The sequence below is a fragment of the Aerosticca soli genome, assembly GCF_003967035.1.
Classification (GTDB): domain Bacteria; phylum Pseudomonadota; class Gammaproteobacteria; order Xanthomonadales; family Rhodanobacteraceae; genus Aerosticca; species Aerosticca soli.
This window is the reverse complement of record NZ_AP018560.1, coordinates 2,114,766-2,131,330: the sequence shown is the minus strand read 5'-3', so window position 1 is coordinate 2,131,330 and position 16,565 is coordinate 2,114,766. Positions and strand designations below refer to the sequence as shown.

Annotated in this window: 14 protein-coding genes and 1 riboswitch; of the genes, 9 read left to right on the top strand and 5 right to left on the bottom strand. The window is 69.2% G+C overall.

Annotated elements, in window-relative coordinates:
* Nucleotides 1-7: 7 nt before the first annotated feature.
* Nucleotides 8-1,582 (bottom strand): amidase, encoded by a 1,575-nt coding sequence (locus ALSL_RS09990; protein WP_126538770.1) that lies wholly within the window; start codon nt 1,580-1,582, stop codon nt 8-10.
* Nucleotides 1,583-1,693: 111 nt separating this feature from the next.
* Between ALSL_RS09990 and ALSL_RS09985 the strand changes: the two genes are divergently transcribed.
* The 6 genes from ALSL_RS09985 (at nt 1,694) to ALSL_RS09960 (ending at nt 6,938) form a co-directional block, all read left to right on the top strand.
* Nucleotides 1,694-2,389 (top strand): c-type cytochrome, encoded by a 696-nt coding sequence (locus tag ALSL_RS09985; protein WP_126538768.1) that lies wholly within the window; start codon nt 1,694-1,696, stop codon nt 2,387-2,389.
* Nucleotides 2,386-3,687 carry a c-type cytochrome gene (locus tag ALSL_RS09980; protein WP_126538766.1) on the top strand — a complete coding sequence of 434 codons (1,302 nt, stop codon included), beginning with the start codon at nt 2,386-2,388 and terminating at the stop codon, nt 3,685-3,687. Before ALSL_RS09985 ends, ALSL_RS09980 begins: the two co-directional genes overlap by 4 nt.
* Before the next feature lie 148 nt (nt 3,688-3,835).
* The gene (rsfS, locus tag ALSL_RS09975) at nt 3,836-4,216 is read left to right on the top strand and encodes a ribosome silencing factor (RefSeq protein ID WP_126538764.1); all 381 of its coding nucleotides are present in this window, start codon (nt 3,836-3,838) and stop codon (nt 4,214-4,216) included.
* 64 nt (nt 4,217-4,280) lie between these two features.
* Nucleotides 4,281-4,751, top strand: coding sequence for a 23S rRNA (pseudouridine(1915)-N(3))-methyltransferase RlmH (gene rlmH / locus ALSL_RS09970; protein WP_126538762.1), 471 nt, complete (start codon nt 4,281-4,283; stop codon nt 4,749-4,751).
* 91 nt (nt 4,752-4,842) lie between these two features.
* Nucleotides 4,843-6,357, top strand: a complete 1,515-nt coding sequence (gene scpC, locus ALSL_RS09965; RefSeq protein ID WP_231700207.1) for a succinyl-CoA:acetate CoA-transferase ScpC — start codon at nt 4,843-4,845, stop codon at nt 6,355-6,357.
* Entirely contained in the window at nt 6,354-6,938 is a 585-nt protein-coding gene (locus tag ALSL_RS09960; protein ID WP_161970949.1) for a Maf family protein, read from the top strand. Before scpC ends, ALSL_RS09960 begins: the two co-directional genes overlap by 4 nt.
* Before the next feature lie 4 nt (nt 6,939-6,942).
* Here ALSL_RS09960 and ALSL_RS09955 read toward each other — a convergent pair whose 3' ends face one another.
* Together ALSL_RS09955 and ALSL_RS09950 are read right to left on the bottom strand one after the other, a co-directional pair.
* A complete protein-coding gene (locus tag ALSL_RS09955; protein WP_126538760.1) occupies nt 6,943-7,695 on the bottom strand; it encodes a CPBP family intramembrane glutamic endopeptidase in 753 nt (250 codons plus the stop codon).
* Entirely contained in the window at nt 7,692-8,087 is a 396-nt protein-coding gene (locus ALSL_RS09950) for an MAPEG family protein (RefSeq protein WP_126538758.1), read from the bottom strand. The genes ALSL_RS09955 and ALSL_RS09950 overlap by 4 nt, the downstream gene beginning before the upstream one ends.
* 241 nt (nt 8,088-8,328) lie before the next feature.
* Here ALSL_RS09950 and hflK point away from each other — a divergent pair, with 241 nt between their 5' ends.
* The 3 genes from hflK (at nt 8,329) to ALSL_RS09935 (ending at nt 12,395) form a co-directional block, all read left to right on the top strand.
* Nucleotides 8,329-9,360 carry an FtsH protease activity modulator HflK gene (gene hflK / locus ALSL_RS09945; protein ID WP_126538756.1) on the top strand — a complete coding sequence of 344 codons (1,032 nt, stop codon included), beginning with the start codon at nt 8,329-8,331 and terminating at the stop codon, nt 9,358-9,360.
* Entirely contained in the window at nt 9,357-10,226 is an 870-nt protein-coding gene (gene hflC / locus ALSL_RS09940; protein WP_126538754.1) for a protease modulator HflC, read from the top strand. Before hflK ends, hflC begins: the two co-directional genes overlap by 4 nt.
* 876 nt (nt 10,227-11,102) lie before the next feature.
* The gene (locus ALSL_RS09935; protein ID WP_126538753.1) at nt 11,103-12,395 is read left to right on the top strand and encodes an adenylosuccinate synthase; all 1,293 of its coding nucleotides are present in this window, start codon (nt 11,103-11,105) and stop codon (nt 12,393-12,395) included.
* 239 nt (nt 12,396-12,634) lie between these two features.
* Here the strand turns inward: ALSL_RS09935 and ALSL_RS09930 are convergent, their stop codons facing one another.
* Nucleotides 12,635-13,165, bottom strand: a complete 531-nt coding sequence (locus ALSL_RS09930) for a cupin (RefSeq protein WP_126538752.1) — start codon at nt 13,163-13,165, stop codon at nt 12,635-12,637.
* A gap of 159 nt (nt 13,166-13,324) precedes the next feature.
* Complete coding sequence (gene gcvP, locus ALSL_RS09925) at nt 13,325-16,273, bottom strand: aminomethyl-transferring glycine dehydrogenase (protein ID WP_126538751.1); 2,949 nt, start codon at nt 16,271-16,273, stop codon at nt 13,325-13,327.
* Nucleotides 16,274-16,302: 29 nt separating this feature from the next.
* Nucleotides 16,303-16,397: riboswitch (glycine riboswitch) on the bottom strand.
* Between the last annotated feature and the right edge of the window lie 168 nt (nt 16,398-16,565).

The window sequence follows — 16,565 nt, the reverse complement described above, 5'->3', positions numbered from 1 at the left end:
GTCGTCTTCAGCGTTCGGCGGCGTCCAGGAAGCGAGGCGGCCGCCAGGCGTGTGCATGCTGCTCGAAACCGTAGGCCATGGCGATCAGCGTGGGTTCGCTCCATGCCGTGCCGAACAGCACGATGCCGACCGGCAGGCCGTGCGCGAAGCCGGCCGGCACGGTGATCGACGGATAGCCGGCCATGGCCGCCGGCTGCGAGGCGCCGCCCACGGTGGGATCGCCGCTGACCACGTGATCGCCGAGCACGAGGTCGGTGACGAAGGCCGGGCCCCAGGAGGGCGCGAGCAGCGCGTCGAGGTGATCCTTGGCCAGCGCCGCGTCGATGCCCTCCGGGCCGGCCAGGCGCTTGGCCTTGGCGAGTGCCTCGCGATAGGCCGCATCGGTCAATGGCCCCTTGCGTTGCGCCTGTTCGAAAAGCTCCTGGCCGAACCATGGCATTTCCTCGTCGGCATGGTTTCGATCGAAGGCGATCAGGTCGGCCAATGACTTCACCTGCAGATTCGGCCGGGTGGCGAGATAGGCCGCAAGATCGTGCTTGAAGTCGTAGAGCAGCACGGTCATCTCCGGTCCACCGAGCTCGGCCAGGTGCGGCAGCGTCACCGGATCGACGATCACCGCGCCCTGCGCCTTCATCAGCGCGATGGCCTGTTCGAGCACGCGGTCGGCATTCGGCTCGGCGCCGGCGAGCTGGCGCACCACGCCGATGCGCTTGCCGCGCAAGCCGTCGGGGTCGAGGAAGCGGGTGTAGTCGGTGGCATGGCGATCGGCCCCGGCCGTGGCCGGATCGCGCGGATCGCTGCCGGCGATGATGCCGAGCACGATGGCGGCGTCGGTCACGCTGCGCGCCATGGGCCCGGCGGTGTCCTGGTTGTGGCTGATCGGCACGATGCCGCTGCGGCTGACCAGCCCCAGCGTCGGCTTGATGCCGACCAGGCCGTTGAACGCGGCCGGGCAGAGGATCGAGCCGTCGGTCTCGGTGCCGATCGCCACCGTGGCCAGGCCGGCGGCGATCGCCGCCCCGGAACCGGCGCTGGAGCCGCACGGGTTGCGGTCGAGCACGTAGGGGTTCTTGGTCTGTCCGCCGCGTGCGCTCCAGCCGCTGCTGGCATGGTTGGAGCGGAAGTTGGCCCATTCGCTCAGATTGGTCTTGCCGAGAATCAGGGCGCCGGCCTGGCGCAGGCGTTCGACGATGAAGGCATCGCGTGGCGCCGGCGCATCGGCCAGGGCGAGCGAGCCGGCGGTGGTCAGCATGCGGTCGCCGGTGTCGATGTTGTCCTTGAGCAGGATCGGGATGCCGTGCAGCGGGCCGCGCGTATGGGCGGCGTCCAGCTGGGCGGCGATCGACAGCGCATCGGGGTTGGTTTCGATCATCGCGTGCAGCGCCGGCCCTTGCCGGTCGATCGCCTCGATACGCGCCAGCGCCTGCGTGGCCAGCGTGCGGGCATCGAGCCTGCCGGCGGCCAGGGCCCGGCCGAGCTCGGCGATGTCGGCGGTGGCGATGGACGGCTGGACGTCCGTCGCCATGAGGCGCCCCCAACTCAGCACGCCGGCGAAGGCGAGGACGATTGCGCGTAGACCCATCTTTCCGATTCCCCTTGGCAAAAAGAACGCGACGTCCGATTCGTCGAGCACGGAACGACGACGACTGCCGCCTATAATGCGCCGATGATCGCGAGCATACGCATTTACCTGATGGCCGGGTTGCTGGCCGCTCCCGCGCTGGCCGTGGCGCAGGGAACCCACACGGTGCCGGACACGCTCGAGCAGCGTATCGCCGCCTGTACCGCTTGTCATGGCGTGCACGGCGAAGGCACGCCCAAGAGCGGTTTTTTCCCGCGGCTGGCCGGCAAACCGGTCGGTTATCTCGATCGGCAGCTCAAGGATTTCCAGGACGGCCTGCGCAAGTACGGTCCGATGGAATACATCGTGACCGGTCTGTCGCCGGCCTATCGGCATGAGATCGCCAGCTACTTTGCCGCCCAGCAGGTGCCTTACGAGCGCTCGCCGGTGCCCGCACTGCCGACCGAAGCGCTCGCCCGCGGCGAGGCGCTGGTCACCCACGGCGATCCGTCGCGCAAGGTGCCGGCCTGCCAGGCCTGTCACGGCAGCCAGCTCACCGGCGTCGAGCCGGATATCCCGGGGCTGGTCGGCCTGCCCTACGACTACATCAGCTCGCAGCTCGGCTCCTGGCGCACCGGCACGCGGGCGACCACCGCGCCGGACTGCATGGCGACCATCGCCGCCCGGCTGAGCGATGCGGACATCACCGCGGTATCGGCGTGGCTGGCCAGTCGCAGCCTGCCGGCGGACATGCACGCGCAGCCGCCGGGGTCGGTACAGCCGCCCTTGGCGTGCGGCGTGCTGGGACAACGGGAGGCCGCGCGATGAGCCGGACCGGCAAGGTGATACTCGCGCTGGCGGTGGTGATCGTGCTGCTCGCCGGCGGCTGGTGGCTGCTGCGCCAGCGCAGCACCACCGCACCCTCGCGACCGGCCAATGCCGCCGGCGTACCGGAGCGACGGCTGGACGACCCGGCGTTGATCGAGCAGGGGCGTTATCTCGCCATCCTCGGCGATTGCGCGAGTTGCCACACCCGGCGCGGCGGTACCCCCTATGCGGGCGGCCGGCGCTTGCCGACGCCTTTCGGCGACGTGCCCGCGCCCAACCTGACGCCCGATCGCGAGACTGGCCTGGGCGACTGGACGTTCGAGGATTTCTGGCGCGCATTGCACTGGGGGCAGGGGCGCGACGGCCGGCTGCTGTACCCGGTGTTTTCCTATACCTCGTTCACCAAGGTGCATCGCGACGATGCCCTGGCGCTGTTCGCCTATCTGAAATCCCTGCCGCCGGTGCGGCAGGACAATCCGACGCCGGCGCTGCCCTTCCCCTACAACATGCAGGCCAGTCTGGCCGCCTGGCGTTCGCTGTATTTCCAGCCCGGTGAGTTCGTCCCCGACCCCGCCAAATCGGCGGAGTGGAACCGCGGCGCCTATCTCGTGGAGGGCCTCGGCCATTGCAACGAATGCCACGCCCCGCGCGATGCGCTCGGCGGCACGGCCAAGAAGCCGCAGCTGTCCGGCGGACAGATTCCCGCGCAGGACTGGTATGCGCCCGATCTCAGTATGCAGGCCAACGGCGGGCTGGCCGGCTGGAGCGAGCAGGACGTGGTCGACCTGCTCAAGACGGGGCACTCGGCACGCGGCACCGCGTTCGGGCCGATGGCCGAGGTGGTGACGCAGAGCACCCAGTTTGCGACCGAGGCGGACTTGCGCGCGATGGCGACCTATCTCAAGACGCTGCCGCCGCGCCGCCCGTCCCGCGCGAGTGCCGAGGCTGGCGACGATGCCGAGCAGGTCCAGGCCGGCGCCAAGATCTATGCGGATCGCTGCGCCAGCTGCCATGGCAAGGATGGTCAGGGCGTCGCCGGCGTCTATCCACCGCTGGACGGCAATTCGGCGGTGGACGAGCCGACCGGCATCAACGCCATCCGCATCGTGCTCCTGGGCGGATTCGCGCCCACCACGGCAGCCAATCCGCGGCCGTATTCGATGCCGCCGTTCGCCCAGGAGCTCGATGACCACGACGTCGCGGCGGTGGTGAGCTACATCCGTCAGAGCTGGAGCAACCACGCCGGCACGGTGCTGGAGCGCGACGTGGCGAAGTATCGGCATACGCCGGTCGATTGATGCCGCGTCATGGCCGCGTCGACCGGCGACCGTGCGGACGGATGAAGGCTGCACGGCACGCCGCGCATCGGTCGGCTGACGCTGGCCGGCTGCCTGCCTATACTGGGCCTGCCCTACCGGCGCATCGACAGCAAGAGGCATCCCACCGTTGAATCCGTCCCCATCTGCCAAGGCCGTCAGCGCGGCCGCCCTGCGCCAGTCTGTCCTCGACGCGCTGGAAACCCTCAAGGCCAAGGACATCCGCGAAATCGACGTCCGCGGCAAGACCGCCATCACCGACCTGCTGGTGATCGCTTCCGGGACTTCCGCCCGGCACGTGAAATCCATCGCCGACGAGGTGGTGAAGTTCGCCAAACGGGCGGGCATGGTGCCGCTGGGCGTGGAGGGCGAGCAGGAGGCCGAGTGGGTGCTGGTCGATCTCGGCGACGTGGTGGTGCACGTCATGCTGCCGCGGATCCGCGAGTTCTACGGGCTGGAGCGCCTGTGGACGGTGGGCGACCGCGACCAGGACGCCACCAGCGTCGGCTGAGCGGTGCGGCCACGCCGGGCCGCCACCGACGGACCAGGGGTCAGGCAGGGGCGAGAGGTCAAGGATGCGCGCACGCATCGTCGCGGTCGGTGAACGCATGCCGGGCTGGGTGGCCGAAGGCCTGGCCGAATACCGCAAGCGGCTGGCGCACGTGCTGTCGCTCGAACTCGTCGAACTCAAGGCCGGCCTGCGCGGCAAGGGCCGGGACGAGACCCGCGCCGTGCAGGAGGAAGGCGCGGCGATGCTCGCCGCGCTGCCGCGCGATGCGCACGTGGTCGCCCTCGACGGACGCGGCAAGGCCTGGTCCAGCGAGGAACTGGCCGAGCAATGGCAGCGCTGGCGGCTGGCCGGTCGCGATCTGGCCTTCCTGATCGGCGGTGCGGACGGGCATGCGCCCGCCGTGCTCGCGCGCGCCGACCAGCGCTGGTCGCTCGGTCCGCTGACGTTGCCGCACATGCTGGTGCGGCTGGTGCTCGTCGAACAGCTCTACCGGGCCGCGACCATCACGGCGGGACATCCCTATCACCGCGGTTGAGGGGCGTTGGCTGCGGCATTCAGACGCGAGGCAAGGTGCCGCGGCGCGCGAGTAACATGCGCCTTCCCCACGCCGCCGGAGTGCTCCTTCCGTGACTGCCACGCGCATTGCCCATCCCGCCCTGGCCGCGCGGCGCATGTCGGCCGAGGAGGCCGCCGCGCTGATCGCGCCCGGCACCACGGTTGGCATGAGCGGCTTCACCGGCGCCGGTTACCCGAAGGCGGTGCCGCAGGCGCTGGCACGGCACATCCTGGCGGCCCACGGCCGCGGCGAACCGTTCGCCCTGCGCATCCTCACCGGCGCCTCCACCGCGCCCGAGCTCGACGGCGCGCTGGCCAAGGTCGGCGGCATCGAGTTCCGTCTGCCCTATCAGTCCGATCCGGAACTGCGGGCGCGCATCAATGCCGGTCAGATCGAATACATGGACATCCACTTGGGCCAGGTCGCGCAATACGCCTGGTTCGGTTTCCTCGGCAAGATCGACACCGCGCTGATCGAAGTGGCGGGCATCTTGCCCGACGGCCGCCTGATTCCTTCCACTTCGGTCGGCAACAACAAGACCTGGCTGGATCTGGCCGATCAGGTGATCCTGGAGGTGAACCACCGTCAGCCGCTCGGTCTGGACGGCATGCACGACATCTACTACGGCACCGCGTTGCCGCCGCATCGCAAGCCCATCCCGCTAGTGCACCCGGGCGACCGTATCGGCGAGCCGTATCTCAAGGTGGATCCGGCCAAGATCAAGGCGGTGGTGGAGACCGACGCGCCCGACCGGCTCGGTCGCTTCGCGCCGCCGGACGAGACCTCGCGGCGCATCGCCGGGCATCTGATCGAGTTCTTGCGTCACGAGATCCGGATGGGGCGCCTGGGCGAACACCTGCTGCCGCTGCAGTCGGGTGTCGGCAACATCGCCAATGCGGTGTTGCTGGGCCTGCGCGACGGCGGCTTCAACCAGCTCACCGCCTTCACCGAGGTGATCCAGGACGGCATGCTGGAACTCATCGGCGAGGGCGTGATCGAGACCGCCTCGGCCACGGCCCTTTCCTTGAGTCCCGAGAGCGTGGAGCGCTTCGTACGCGACATCGATCTCTACCGCCGGCGCATCGTCCTGCGTCCGCAGGAGATCTCCAACCATGCCGAGCTGGTGCGCAGGCTGGGCTGCATCGCGATCAACGGCATGGTCGAGGCCGATCTCTACGGCAACGTCAATTCCACCCACGTCGCCGGCACCAGCATCATCAACGGCATCGGCGGCTCGGGCGATTTCGCGCGCAACGGCTTTTTGTCCTGTTTCGTCACCCCGAGCACGGCCAAGGCCGGCGCCATATCCGCCATCGTGCCGATGGTCAGTCACGTCGACCATACCGAGCACGACGTGGCGGTGATCGTCACCGAGCAGGGACTGGCCGATCTGCGCGGGCTGTCGCCCAAACAGCGCGCCCGCCAGGTGATCGCGCATTGCGCCCATCCGGATTACCGCCCGCAGCTTGCGGATTATTTCGAACGCGCCCTGCGCGAAAGCCGCGGCAAGCACACGCCGCACATCCTTTCCGAGGCGCTCGCCTGGCACCAGCGTTATCTCGACACCGGCAGCATGCGGCTTTGAACGCGCCGCGGCTCCATCTGGCCTCGCGCTCGCCGCGGCGTCGCGAGCTGCTCGCCCAGCTCGGCTATCGTTTCGAGGTGGTCGACGTCGACGTGCCCGAGTGCCGCCTGCCGGGCGAGTCGCCGCTGAGCTACGTCGACCGGGTCGCCCAGGCCAAGGCCCGCGCCGGGCGGGACGCGCTCGCCGGGGCGGCGGATGCGCTGGTGCTCGGCGCCGACACCGAGGTGGTGCTGGACGACGAGGTCTTCGGCAAACCGCGCGATGCGGCCGATGCGCTGGCCATGCTGCGCCGTTTGTCCGGCCGCACGCACACGGTGATCTCGGTGGTATGGCTGTTGGCCGGGGAGCGCGCCGAGTCGGCACAGAGCGTCTCGCGCGTGCGCTTCGCGGCGCTGGAGGAGGCCGAGATCGCCGCCTACGTCGCCACCGGCGAGCCGTTCGGCAAGGCGGGCGGCTACGCCATCCAGGGACGCGGCGCGGCCTTCGTCGCGCATCTCCAGGGCAGCTATTCGGGCGTGGTCGGTCTGCCGTTGTTTGAAACAGCGCGATTGCTGCGTCGCTTCGGGCTCGTGCCCGGCTGACGGCTCATCCGGCCAGCGGTGCGGCGAACCAGGCCAGCGCGGCGGGCAGATTGTGCAGGCCATGGGCCAGGATCGCCGGCCACAGCGAGCCGCTGCGCAGGCGCAGCCAGGCGAGCGCGAGGCCCAGGACGAGGAGTTCGGGCATCGCCAGGAAATTGAAATCCAGGTCCGGCAGGTGCGCGAGCGCGAACAGCAGCGCGCTGCCGAGGACGGCGACAGGACCGGACCATCGACGCGCGAGTGCGGACAGCAGCACGCCGCGAAACAGCACCTCCTCGACCATCGGCGCCAGCGTGACGGCGAGCAGCGCGAGCGGGACGCGCAAGCCGATGCTCGCCGCGGCGCCCATCTCGCGCACGTGCTGGTGGATCTGCCGGTCGCCGGCCAGCAGCTGGGTCAGCCAGCCGCCGAGCAGCGGCCACGAAAGGCCGATGACGAGGGCGAGCCCGTAATCCACCGGTCGGGCGCCACGGGCCAGCCCCAGGCCGGGCACCGCGGCCGTGCGCCAGGCCAGGGGCCAGGTGCGATGCACCGCCCACAGGCTGAGTCCGCCGGCGACCGGCACGGTCAACACCACGGTCAGGGCGCGCCGGTCGGCTTCCGCCAGTAGCTCCCGGGCAGAGAGCAGCGCATACAGGCCGCTGCCCACGCCGACCTGCAGCATGAAATACAGCGCGATCGCGCCCAGCGCGCCGGCCAGCCCGGGCGCCGGCCAGGTCGGACCGGCCTGCCACCGCTGCCCTGCGAACCCGCTCATGCGGCGAGCAGCGCGCGACCCAGGCCGATGACCGCCAGCAGCAAGGTCAGCAGCCAGCCGATCGAACCCAGCAGAAAACCGCCGCCGCGGCGTTCGGCGGCCTTGAGATAGGCCAGCGCATACCACGCGCGTCCGATCACCCAGACCAGGCCGGTCAACCCCGCCCACAGCGGGAAGCCGTAGTGCGCCGCCAGCCATAGCGTGGGCAGGAACAGCACGCTGGCCTCGAGCGTATTCATCTGCACGCGGAAGGCGCGCTCGAAATCCGGATGGCCGCTGGTCGCCGGCGCCTTGATGCCATAGCGCTGGCGGGCGCGGCCCACCGCCAGCATGGTGCCGAACTGCAGCAGCACGCAGAGCAGCACAACGAGGGATGGCAGGTGTTGGGACATGCGATGCTCCTTGGGTTTCATGGTCGGCACCGTGCCGACTTCAGGGCCAAAAGCATCGCATGCGTGAGGGCCTTCGCGTCGGTGCGCAAGCCTCGTTGCGGCGCGCGCCGCAGGGCGCCTGCTAGAATCCCGCGCTGGTCTCATCCGCCCGGCGCCCGTCTTGTCCCATCCGATGCCGCATTCCTCGTCCTTGCCGTCTGCACCCCGGCGTCCCGTCGCCCGGTCCAGGGAGCGCTGACCGATGGCCTGGAATCGACCCGGGGGCAGTGGTCCGCACGAGCCCTGGCAACGCCCGCCGACGAACCGTTCGCCTCAGCAACAGCTCTGGCGCCGGCTCAAGCCGTGGTTCACCCGATTCGGCAAGGGTCCGGGCGGGCTGGCCGGCATCGTGCTGGCCTTCGTGCTGGTGCTGCTCGTGCTGGGCAGCCAGGTGGTGATCGGCACGGGCGAGGTGGGCGTGGTGCTCAGGCTCGGCCGTTATGATCGCCTGCTCGGCCCCGGCATGCATTTCAAATGGCCGCGGCCGATCGAGACCGTGGTGAAGACCGCCGCCGGACGCACCCATGCCGTCTCCGACAATGCGCTGGAGCTGACCCAGGACGGCGCGCTGGTCAACGTCGAATACACCGTCCAGTACGAGGTGGATGATCTGCGCAAGTATCTTTTCTCGGCCGAGGATGCCGATGGCACCGTGGCTGTCGCGGCCCAGGCGGCGGTGCGCGCGGTGATCGGGCAGGCGTCGCTCGACCGGCTGCTCGCCGATCGCGGCACGACCCTGGCCGATGCCGCGGCACAGGCCCTGCAGCGACGCCTGGACGCCTATGGCGTCGGCATCCGGGTGAGCGAGATCAGCCTGCAGAGCGTGAGCCCGCCGGCCGAGGTCAAGGACGCCTTCGACGATGTCGACAAGGCCCGCGAGGAGAAGTCCAGCGCCGAGGTCGAGGCGCGCGCCTATGCCGGCAAGGTGCTGCCGGCCGCACGCAGCGAGGCGGCGAAGACGCTCGCCGAGGCGCAGGCCTACAAGGCCGAGCGGGTCGCCCGGGCGCAGGGTGAGACCGCGCAGTTCAACCTGTTGCTGGCCGCCTATCGCGCCGCGCCCGCGCTCACCCGCCGGCGGTTGTGGCTCGAGACCATGGAAGAGGTGCTGGCCGGACAGCACAAGGTGATCGCCGGCGGCAACGGGCCGGTATCGGTCCAGTTGCCGTCGACGCCGGCGCCGGCGCCGGCCGCTTCCGCCGGCCAGGGCGCCGCTACACCGCAGGCCAAGCCATGAAGCTCGGTGCCGCCATCCTGCTCGCGCTGCTGGTCTTGTTGGGGCTGGACAGCGTCTACCTCGTCAACGAGGGGCAAAGCGCCCTGGTGGTCGAATTCGGCCGGCTGGTGCGCAGCGAAAAGACCCCGGGCATCCACCTCAAGCTGCCGCTCGTCGAGCGCGTGGTGCGGCTCGACGAGCGCATCCTGCAACTGGATGCCGCGCCGGAACGCTATCTCGCCGCCGGCAACCGCAACGTCAGCGTCGATTTCTATGCCAAGTGGCGCATCGCCGACGCCGCCACCTATTACCGCGCCACCCGCGCCGACCGCGTGCTCGCCGCGCAGCGCCTGACGCCGGTGCTCAAGAACGCGCTGCGCGCGGAAATCGCCAATCATGCCCTCGACGAACTGGTTGTCGAGGGCGCGGACGGCATGCTCGACGAAGTCCGCCGGCGCGTCGATGCCGGCGTGCGCGAGAGCCTGGGGGTGACCCTGGTGGACGTGCGCATCAAGCGGCTGGAGTTGCCGGCCGAGGTGCGCGAGGCCGTCTATCAGCACATGCGCGCCGAACGCCTGGCCGAGGCCGGCAGTCTGCGCGCCGCCGGCCAGGAGGCCGCGGCCAAGCTGCGCGCGGAGGCCGATCGCGACGCCCAGTCGGTGCGTGCCGAGGCCGACCGCGATGCCGCGCGCCTGCGCGGCGAGGGCGATGCCGAGGCAGCGACGATCTACGCGCAGGCCTACGGGCAGGATGCGGAGTTCTTCGCCTTCTATCGCAGCCTGGTCTCCTATCGCCGCGCCTTCAGGGATGGCAACGGGACGGTCGTCCTTAAGCCCGGCGAAGGGTTCCTCCGTTACTTCGACGACACGGATCACGCCAAGCCGTGAGCGGCCCTGGAGCGCCGCCGTCGCGCGCGAGCGCAGCAGCACAGACATCGAATCAGCGAGAGAACATCATGGGCAAGTCAGTCGTCATCCTTGGAGCCCAATGGGGGCGAGCCGAGGGTTTTCGCGGCATGCCATGAAAGGCATGCCGCGCCGGCGAGCGCCGCAGGCAGGAAGCCGCAGGCCGGGTGACTTGACGAGCGAGGGATCGCGAGTCTAGTCACCGACGTCGCCCCGCACGCAGCACAGACATCGAATCAGCGAGAGAACATCATGGGCAAGTCAGTCGTCATCCTTGGAGCCCAATGGGGGCGAGCCGAGGGTTTTCGCGGCATGCCATGAAAGGCATGCCGCGCCGGCGAGCGCCGCAGGCAGGAAGCCGCAGGCCGGGTGACTTGACGAGCGAGGGATCGCGAGTCTAGTCACCGACGTCGCCCCGCACGCAGCACAGACATCGAATCAGCGAGAGAACATCATGGGCAAGTCAGTCGTCATCCTTGGAGCCCAATGGGGGCGAGCCGAGGGTTTTCGCGGCATGCCATGAAAGGCATGCCGCGCCGGCGAGCGCCGCAGGCAGGAAGCCGCAGGCCGGGTGACTTGACGAGCGAGGGATCGCGAGTCTAGTCACCGACGTCGCCCCGCACGCAGCACAGACATCGAATCAGCGAGAGAACATCATGGGCAAGTCAGTCGTCATCCTTGGAGCCCAATGGGGGCGAGCCGAGGGTTTTCGCGGCATGCCATGAAAGGCATGCCGCGCCGGCGAGCGCCGCAGGCAGGAAGCCGCAGGCCGGGTGACTTGACGAGCGAGGGATCGCGAGTCTAGTCACCGACGTCGCCCCGCACGCAGCACAGACATCGAATCAGCGAGAGAACATCATGGGCAAGTCAGTCGTCATCCTTGGAGCCCAATGGGGCGACGAAGGCAAGGGCAAGATCGTCGATCTGCTCACCGAGCGCGTCGCCGCGGTGGCGCGTTTCCAGGGCGGCCACAACGCCGGCCACACGCTCGTCATCGGCGGCAAGAAGACCGTGCTGCACCTGATTCCCTCGGGCATCCTGCGCGACGATGCGCTGTGCCTGATCGGCAACGGCGTGGTGCTCTCGCCGGCCGCGCTCAAGCAGGAGATCGAGGAGCTGGAGACGCAGGGCGTGAACGTGCGGCCGCGGCTCAAGATCAGTCCGGCCACGCCGCTCATCATGCCCTACCACATCGCGGTGGATAAGGCGCGCGAGGCCGCCGCCGGCAAGAGCGCGATCGGCACCACCGGCCGCGGCATCGGCCCGGCCTACGAGGACAAGGTGGCCCGCCGCAGCGTGCGCGTGGCCGATCTCATGTACCCGCACGAGCTGCCGGAGAAGATCAAGGCCGCGGTGGAGTACCACAACTTCATCCTCACCCAGTGGCTGAAGGCCGAGCCGGTCGATTACCGGCAGGTGCTGGACGATGCGCTGGCTTACGGTGAATTCATCCGCCCGATGGTCGACGACGTCGCCACCATCCTGCACGACGTGCGCAAGGAAGGCGGCCACATCCTGTACGAGGGCGCGCAGGGTGCGCTGCTGGACATCGATCACGGCACCTATCCGTACGTCACATCGAGCAACACCACGATCGGCGGCGCGCTGGCCGGCACCGGCGTCGGCGCGGGCGACATCGACTACGTGCTCGGCATCTGCAAGGCCTACGCCACGCGCGTGGGCGGCGGTCCCTTCCCGACCGAGCTGAACGACGCGATGGGCGAGCGCCTGCGCAAGGTCGGCAACGAGTTCGGCGCCAGCACCGGCCGCCCGCGGCGCTGCGGCTGGATCGATCTGGTGGCGTTGAAGCGCGCGGTGCAGATCAACGGCATCAACGGCCTGGCGATCACCAAGCTCGACGTGCTCGACGGCTTGGCCCAAATCAAGGTGTGCATCGCCTACGAATACCGCGGCAAGCGCCGCGAGCTGGCGCCGCTCGATGCCGATGGCTGGGCCGAGTGCAAGCCGGTGTATCTGGAGTTTCCGGGCTGGGAGGAATCCACCGCCGGCATCCGCGAATGGGAAAAATTGCCCGCCGCCGCCCGCGCCTATCTGCGCGCGGTGGAGGAACTGTCCGGCTGCAACCTCGCCATCGTCGCCACCGGCGCGGACCGCGACGACACCATCGTGCTGGACGATCCGTTCGCCTGAGCGGTCCGGCGTAGCCAGCCGCCATCAGCAGCGGTCGCGCGCCGGTGCCGGCGGGTTGCGCCGAAGGCGCGTTTGCCGCGCGCTGTCCGCAGGGCCAGGCCGGTAAGGTCAACCATTGCGCTGCGCCGCGCGGACAATCCCCAGCCATGAGGGGCGGCGAAAGGCCCGCGCCGACGGCGTCTTCGCCGGGTTCAGCCGACGGCGTGGATGCGCACAGGGCATGAGGATGAGCCCGGGGATCAGGGCCCTTGGCGGGACACGGCCGGTATCCACGCCCGAAGCAGCAGGCCCTGCGCACCTTGGACGGGGTCGCTGGCCGGAAAGGGCAGGCTGGCGATGCGTCGGCGCATCGCGGGCGTCGGCTCGCTACGGCAGAGGTCCCAGTCCTGCCCGGGCGGATAGGCGCCCACCACCAGCAGGCTTGCGTCGGCCTCCAGACAGCAATGGCCGGTGCCGGCCGGCAGCAGCAAGGCATCGCCCGCCTGCACCGTGATCTCGCGTCCACCCGGTCCCCCCAGGATGAGCCTCGCCGTGCCGGCGGCCATACCGAGCGCCTCATGCGCGGTCGAGTGGTAGTGATGGAAATCGTAAATACCGTCGCGCCAGCGCGGAGGCCAGCCATGCGCGGCGAACAGGTGTTCGAATTGCGTGGCGGTATCCTGCGCGCCGTCGGCCGCGAGCGCGCCGCGGTACAGCAGCACCGGCAGGGTCGGATGGTTGGGCACCCATGCATGCGGCGCGAGCAGGAAGCTTTCCGTCGATGGCGGCATGGTGGACTCCAAAAAAAACCTTAAGGCCGCTCGCTGGCGGATGAGGACATGCGCGGCGAGTCATCGGGCCGACTCGCCGCAAACAGGCTGCGTATGGATCGATCCTGTGCGGGCCGGCTTTGTCCCTGGCTGAAGGGAAACCGGCCGCCTGCCGATGACTCAAGCCACGTTCGGCTCGCTGAAGGCCTCGATCTCGCCCTTGAAGGCCTCGACCGGCACGCACGAGCAGAACACGTGCTTATCGCCGTAGACGTTGTCCACGCGCGCCACCGGTGGCCAGTATTTCTGCTGCCTGAGCGAATCGAGCGGAAAGGCGGCCAGTTCGCGCGGATAGGCGTGCGTCCACTCGCTGGCGGACACTTGCGTGGCGGTGTGCGGCGCGTGCTTGAGCGGGTTGTCCTCGCGGTCGAGCTTGCCTTCCTCCACCGCGCGGATTTCCTCGCGGATCTGGATCATCGCGTCGATGAAGCGGTCGAGCTCGTGCTTGGATTCGCTCTCGGTCGGCTCGACCATCAAGGTGCCGGCGACCGGGAACGACAGCGTCGGCGCATGGAAGCCGAAGTCGATCAGCCGCTTGGCGACGTCCTCGGCGCTGATGCCGGTGGCATCCTTGATCGGGCGCAGGTCGAGGATGCACTCGTGCGCGACCAGTCCGTTGCGGCCGGTGTAGAGCGTCTGGTAGTGCGGCGCGAGCCGCTTGGCGATGTAGTTGGCGTTGAGCAGCGCCACCTGCGTGGCCTTGCGCAGTCCGGCCGCGCCCATCAGCGTGATGTACATCCAGCTGATCGGCAGGATCGACGCCGAGCCGTACGCGGCGGCAGCGACCATGCCGACGCGTTGACTGCGATCGTCCTGATCGCCGCCAGCAGGGGCGCTGGCAGGTAAAAATTTGGCCAGATGCGCCTTCACCGCGCACGGCCCCACGCCCGGTCCGCCGCCGCCGTGCGGAATGCAGAAGGTCTTGTGCAGGTTGAGGTGGCTCACGTCCGAGCCCCAGTGGCCGGGCTTGGCCAGGCCCACCAGCGCGTTCATGTTGGCGCCGTCGGTGTACACCTGCCCGCCGTGCGCGTGCACGATGCGGCAGATCTCCACCACGTCCTCCTCGAACACGCCGTGGGTGGAGGGATAGGTGAGCATGATCGCGGCGAGCCGGTCGCTGTATTTCTCGGCGGCGTGGCGGATGTCCTCGACGTCGACGTTGCCGTGCGCGTCGCAGCGGGTCACCACCACCTGCATGCCGGCCAGCTGGGCCGAAGCCGGGTTGGTGCCGTGCGCGGATTCGGGAATCAGGCAGATGTCGCGATGGCCTTCGCCGCGCGAGGCGTGGTACGCGCGAATCGCCAGCAGGCCGGCGTATTCGCCCTGCGCGCCGGAGTTGGGTTGCAGGCTGATCGCGTCGTAGCCGGTGCATTCGAGCAGCATCGCGCCCAGTTCGTCGATGAGCTGGCGATAACCCTGCGTCTGCTCCGGCGGTGCCAACGGATGGATGTCGGTGAACTCGGGCCAGGTGATCGGCAGCATCTCCGCGGTAGCGTTGAGCTTCATCGTGCAGCTGCCGAGCGGAATCATGGTGCGGTCCAGCGCCAGGTCCTTGTCGGCGAGCCGGCGCATGTAGCGCAGCAGTTCGTGTTCGCTGTGGTGGGTGTTGAACACCGGGTGGGTGAGGAACGCCGAGGTGCGCGCGAGCGCCGCGGGAATCAGCGACGGCGCGGTGGCGTCCAGCGCGTCGATGCTGGGCAGCGCGGCTTCGTCGCCGCCGAAGATGCGCCACAGGAGTTCGACGTCGGCGCGGGTGGTGGTCTCGTCCAGCGACACGCAGATCGAGCCGTTGCCGCGCACGCGCAGATTGGCGCCGAGCGACCGGGCGCGTTCCAGGATCGCGCCCGCTGCTTCGCCGGCTTCGATACACAGGGTGTCGAAGGCGCTCTCGTGCACGAGGCGCAGGCCCAGCGCACGCAGGCCCGCAGCGAGGATGGCGGTCAGGCGATGCACGCGCTGCGCGATGCGGGTCAGCCCCTCCGGCCCGTGGTACACCGCGTACATCGAGGCCATCACCGCCAGCAGCACCTGCGCGGTGCAGATGTTGGACGTGGCCTTCTCGCGGCGGATGTGCTGCTCGCGAGTCTGCAGGGTGAGCCGGTAGGCCGGCTGGCCCTCGGCATCGATCGACACACCGATCAGCCGGCCGGGCATGTGGCGCTTGAGCGCGTCGCGGCAGGCCATGAAGGCGGCGTGTGGTCCGCCGAAGCCGAGCGGCACGCCAAAGCGCTGCGTGTTGCCGACGACGATGTCCGCGCCCATCTCGCCCGGCGGCTTGAGCAAAGTCAGTGCGAGCAGGTCGGTGGCGAATACGGCCAGGGCGCCGTGGCGATGGGCGATCCCGACGTCGTGCGTCCATTCCTCGATCCAGCCGCTGGAGGCCGGGTAGGACACCAGCACGCCGAAGTAGTCGCCTTTTTCGAGGCTGGCGTGGAAGGCGTCCGTCGAGCGGGCGATGTCGAGCGCGATGCCGAGCGGCTCGGCGCGCGTGCGCAGCACCTCCAGCGTCTGCGGATGGGTGTCGCCGGCGACCAGGAACACGTGCGACTTCGACTTGGCCGCGCGCCGGGCCAGCGTCATCGCCTCGGCCGCGGCGGTGGCCTCGTCCAGCAGCGAGGCGTTGGCGATCTCCATGCCGGTGAGGTCGGCGCACATGGTCTGGAAGTTGATCAGCGCCTCCATGCGTCCCTGCGAGATTTCCGCCTGGTACGGCGTGTAGGCGGTGTACCAGGCCGGGTTTTCGAGGATGTTGCGCAGGATCACCGGCGGCGTATGCGTGCCGTAATAACCCTGGCCGATGAAGCTGCGGAAAACGCGGTTCTTTGCCGCGATCGCGCGGATGCGCGCCAGCGCTTCCTGCTCGGTCAACGCCGGCGGCAAGGCCAGCGGTTCGGCGGATTTGATGCTGGCCGGCACGATGGCGTCGGTCATCGCCTCCAGCGAATCGAAACCGAGCGTGCGCAGCATCTGCGCGATCTCTTCATCGTTCGGGCCGATGTGGCGATGGACGAAGGCGTCGTGCTGTTCGAGGTCGCGCAGCGAAGGGGTGTTCTGGTGCATGGCGGGCATCCGGCAGACAGCGTGCGAAGCCGCACGCGGGGCGCCCCTCTGTCCTTTTGCCTGAGAGTTTGGAAGCTTGCCGCTTCGTGCCCCTTCGGCGCCGGATCGAACCGGTCTCTCCAGAGTCGTCTTGCCAGCGGTGGTACTCGGGCCTGAGCGATTACGGGCGTTGCGCCTTCGGCAGCGGCTGCTCGCCGCTTCTCCCACCGGAGCCGCTGGCAAGTATAGCGTCACGCCGGCCGCCGCAGGCGTCCGCGGAAAATCCCCCATCCTTCGCCTTGAAGGTCGCGCCGGCCGCCTG

Coding starts and splice junctions, on each gene's coding strand:
- rlmH (WP_126538762.1), top strand. CDS start 4,281: ATGCGCGCACGCATCGTCGCGGTCGGTGAACGCATGCCGGGCTGGGTG.
- ALSL_RS09955 (WP_126538760.1), bottom strand. CDS start 7,695: ATGAGCGGGTTCGCAGGGCAGCGGTGGCAGGCCGGTCCGACCTGGCCG.
- ALSL_RS09930 (WP_126538752.1), bottom strand. CDS start 13,165: ATGCCGCCATCGACGGAAAGCTTCCTGCTCGCGCCGCATGCATGGGTG.
- ALSL_RS09985 (WP_126538768.1), top strand. CDS start 1,694: ATGGCCGGGTTGCTGGCCGCTCCCGCGCTGGCCGTGGCGCAGGGAACC.
- ALSL_RS09935 (WP_126538753.1), top strand. CDS start 11,103: ATGGGCAAGTCAGTCGTCATCCTTGGAGCCCAATGGGGCGACGAAGGC.
- hflC (WP_126538754.1), top strand. CDS start 9,357: ATGAAGCTCGGTGCCGCCATCCTGCTCGCGCTGCTGGTCTTGTTGGGG.
- ALSL_RS09990 (WP_126538770.1), bottom strand. CDS start 1,582: ATGGGTCTACGCGCAATCGTCCTCGCCTTCGCCGGCGTGCTGAGTTGG.
- ALSL_RS09950 (WP_126538758.1), bottom strand. CDS start 8,087: ATGTCCCAACACCTGCCATCCCTCGTTGTGCTGCTCTGCGTGCTGCTG.
- gcvP (WP_126538751.1), bottom strand. CDS start 16,273: ATGCCCGCCATGCACCAGAACACCCCTTCGCTGCGCGACCTCGAACAG.
- ALSL_RS09980 (WP_126538766.1), top strand. CDS start 2,386: ATGAGCCGGACCGGCAAGGTGATACTCGCGCTGGCGGTGGTGATCGTG.
- hflK (WP_126538756.1), top strand. CDS start 8,329: ATGGCCTGGAATCGACCCGGGGGCAGTGGTCCGCACGAGCCCTGGCAA.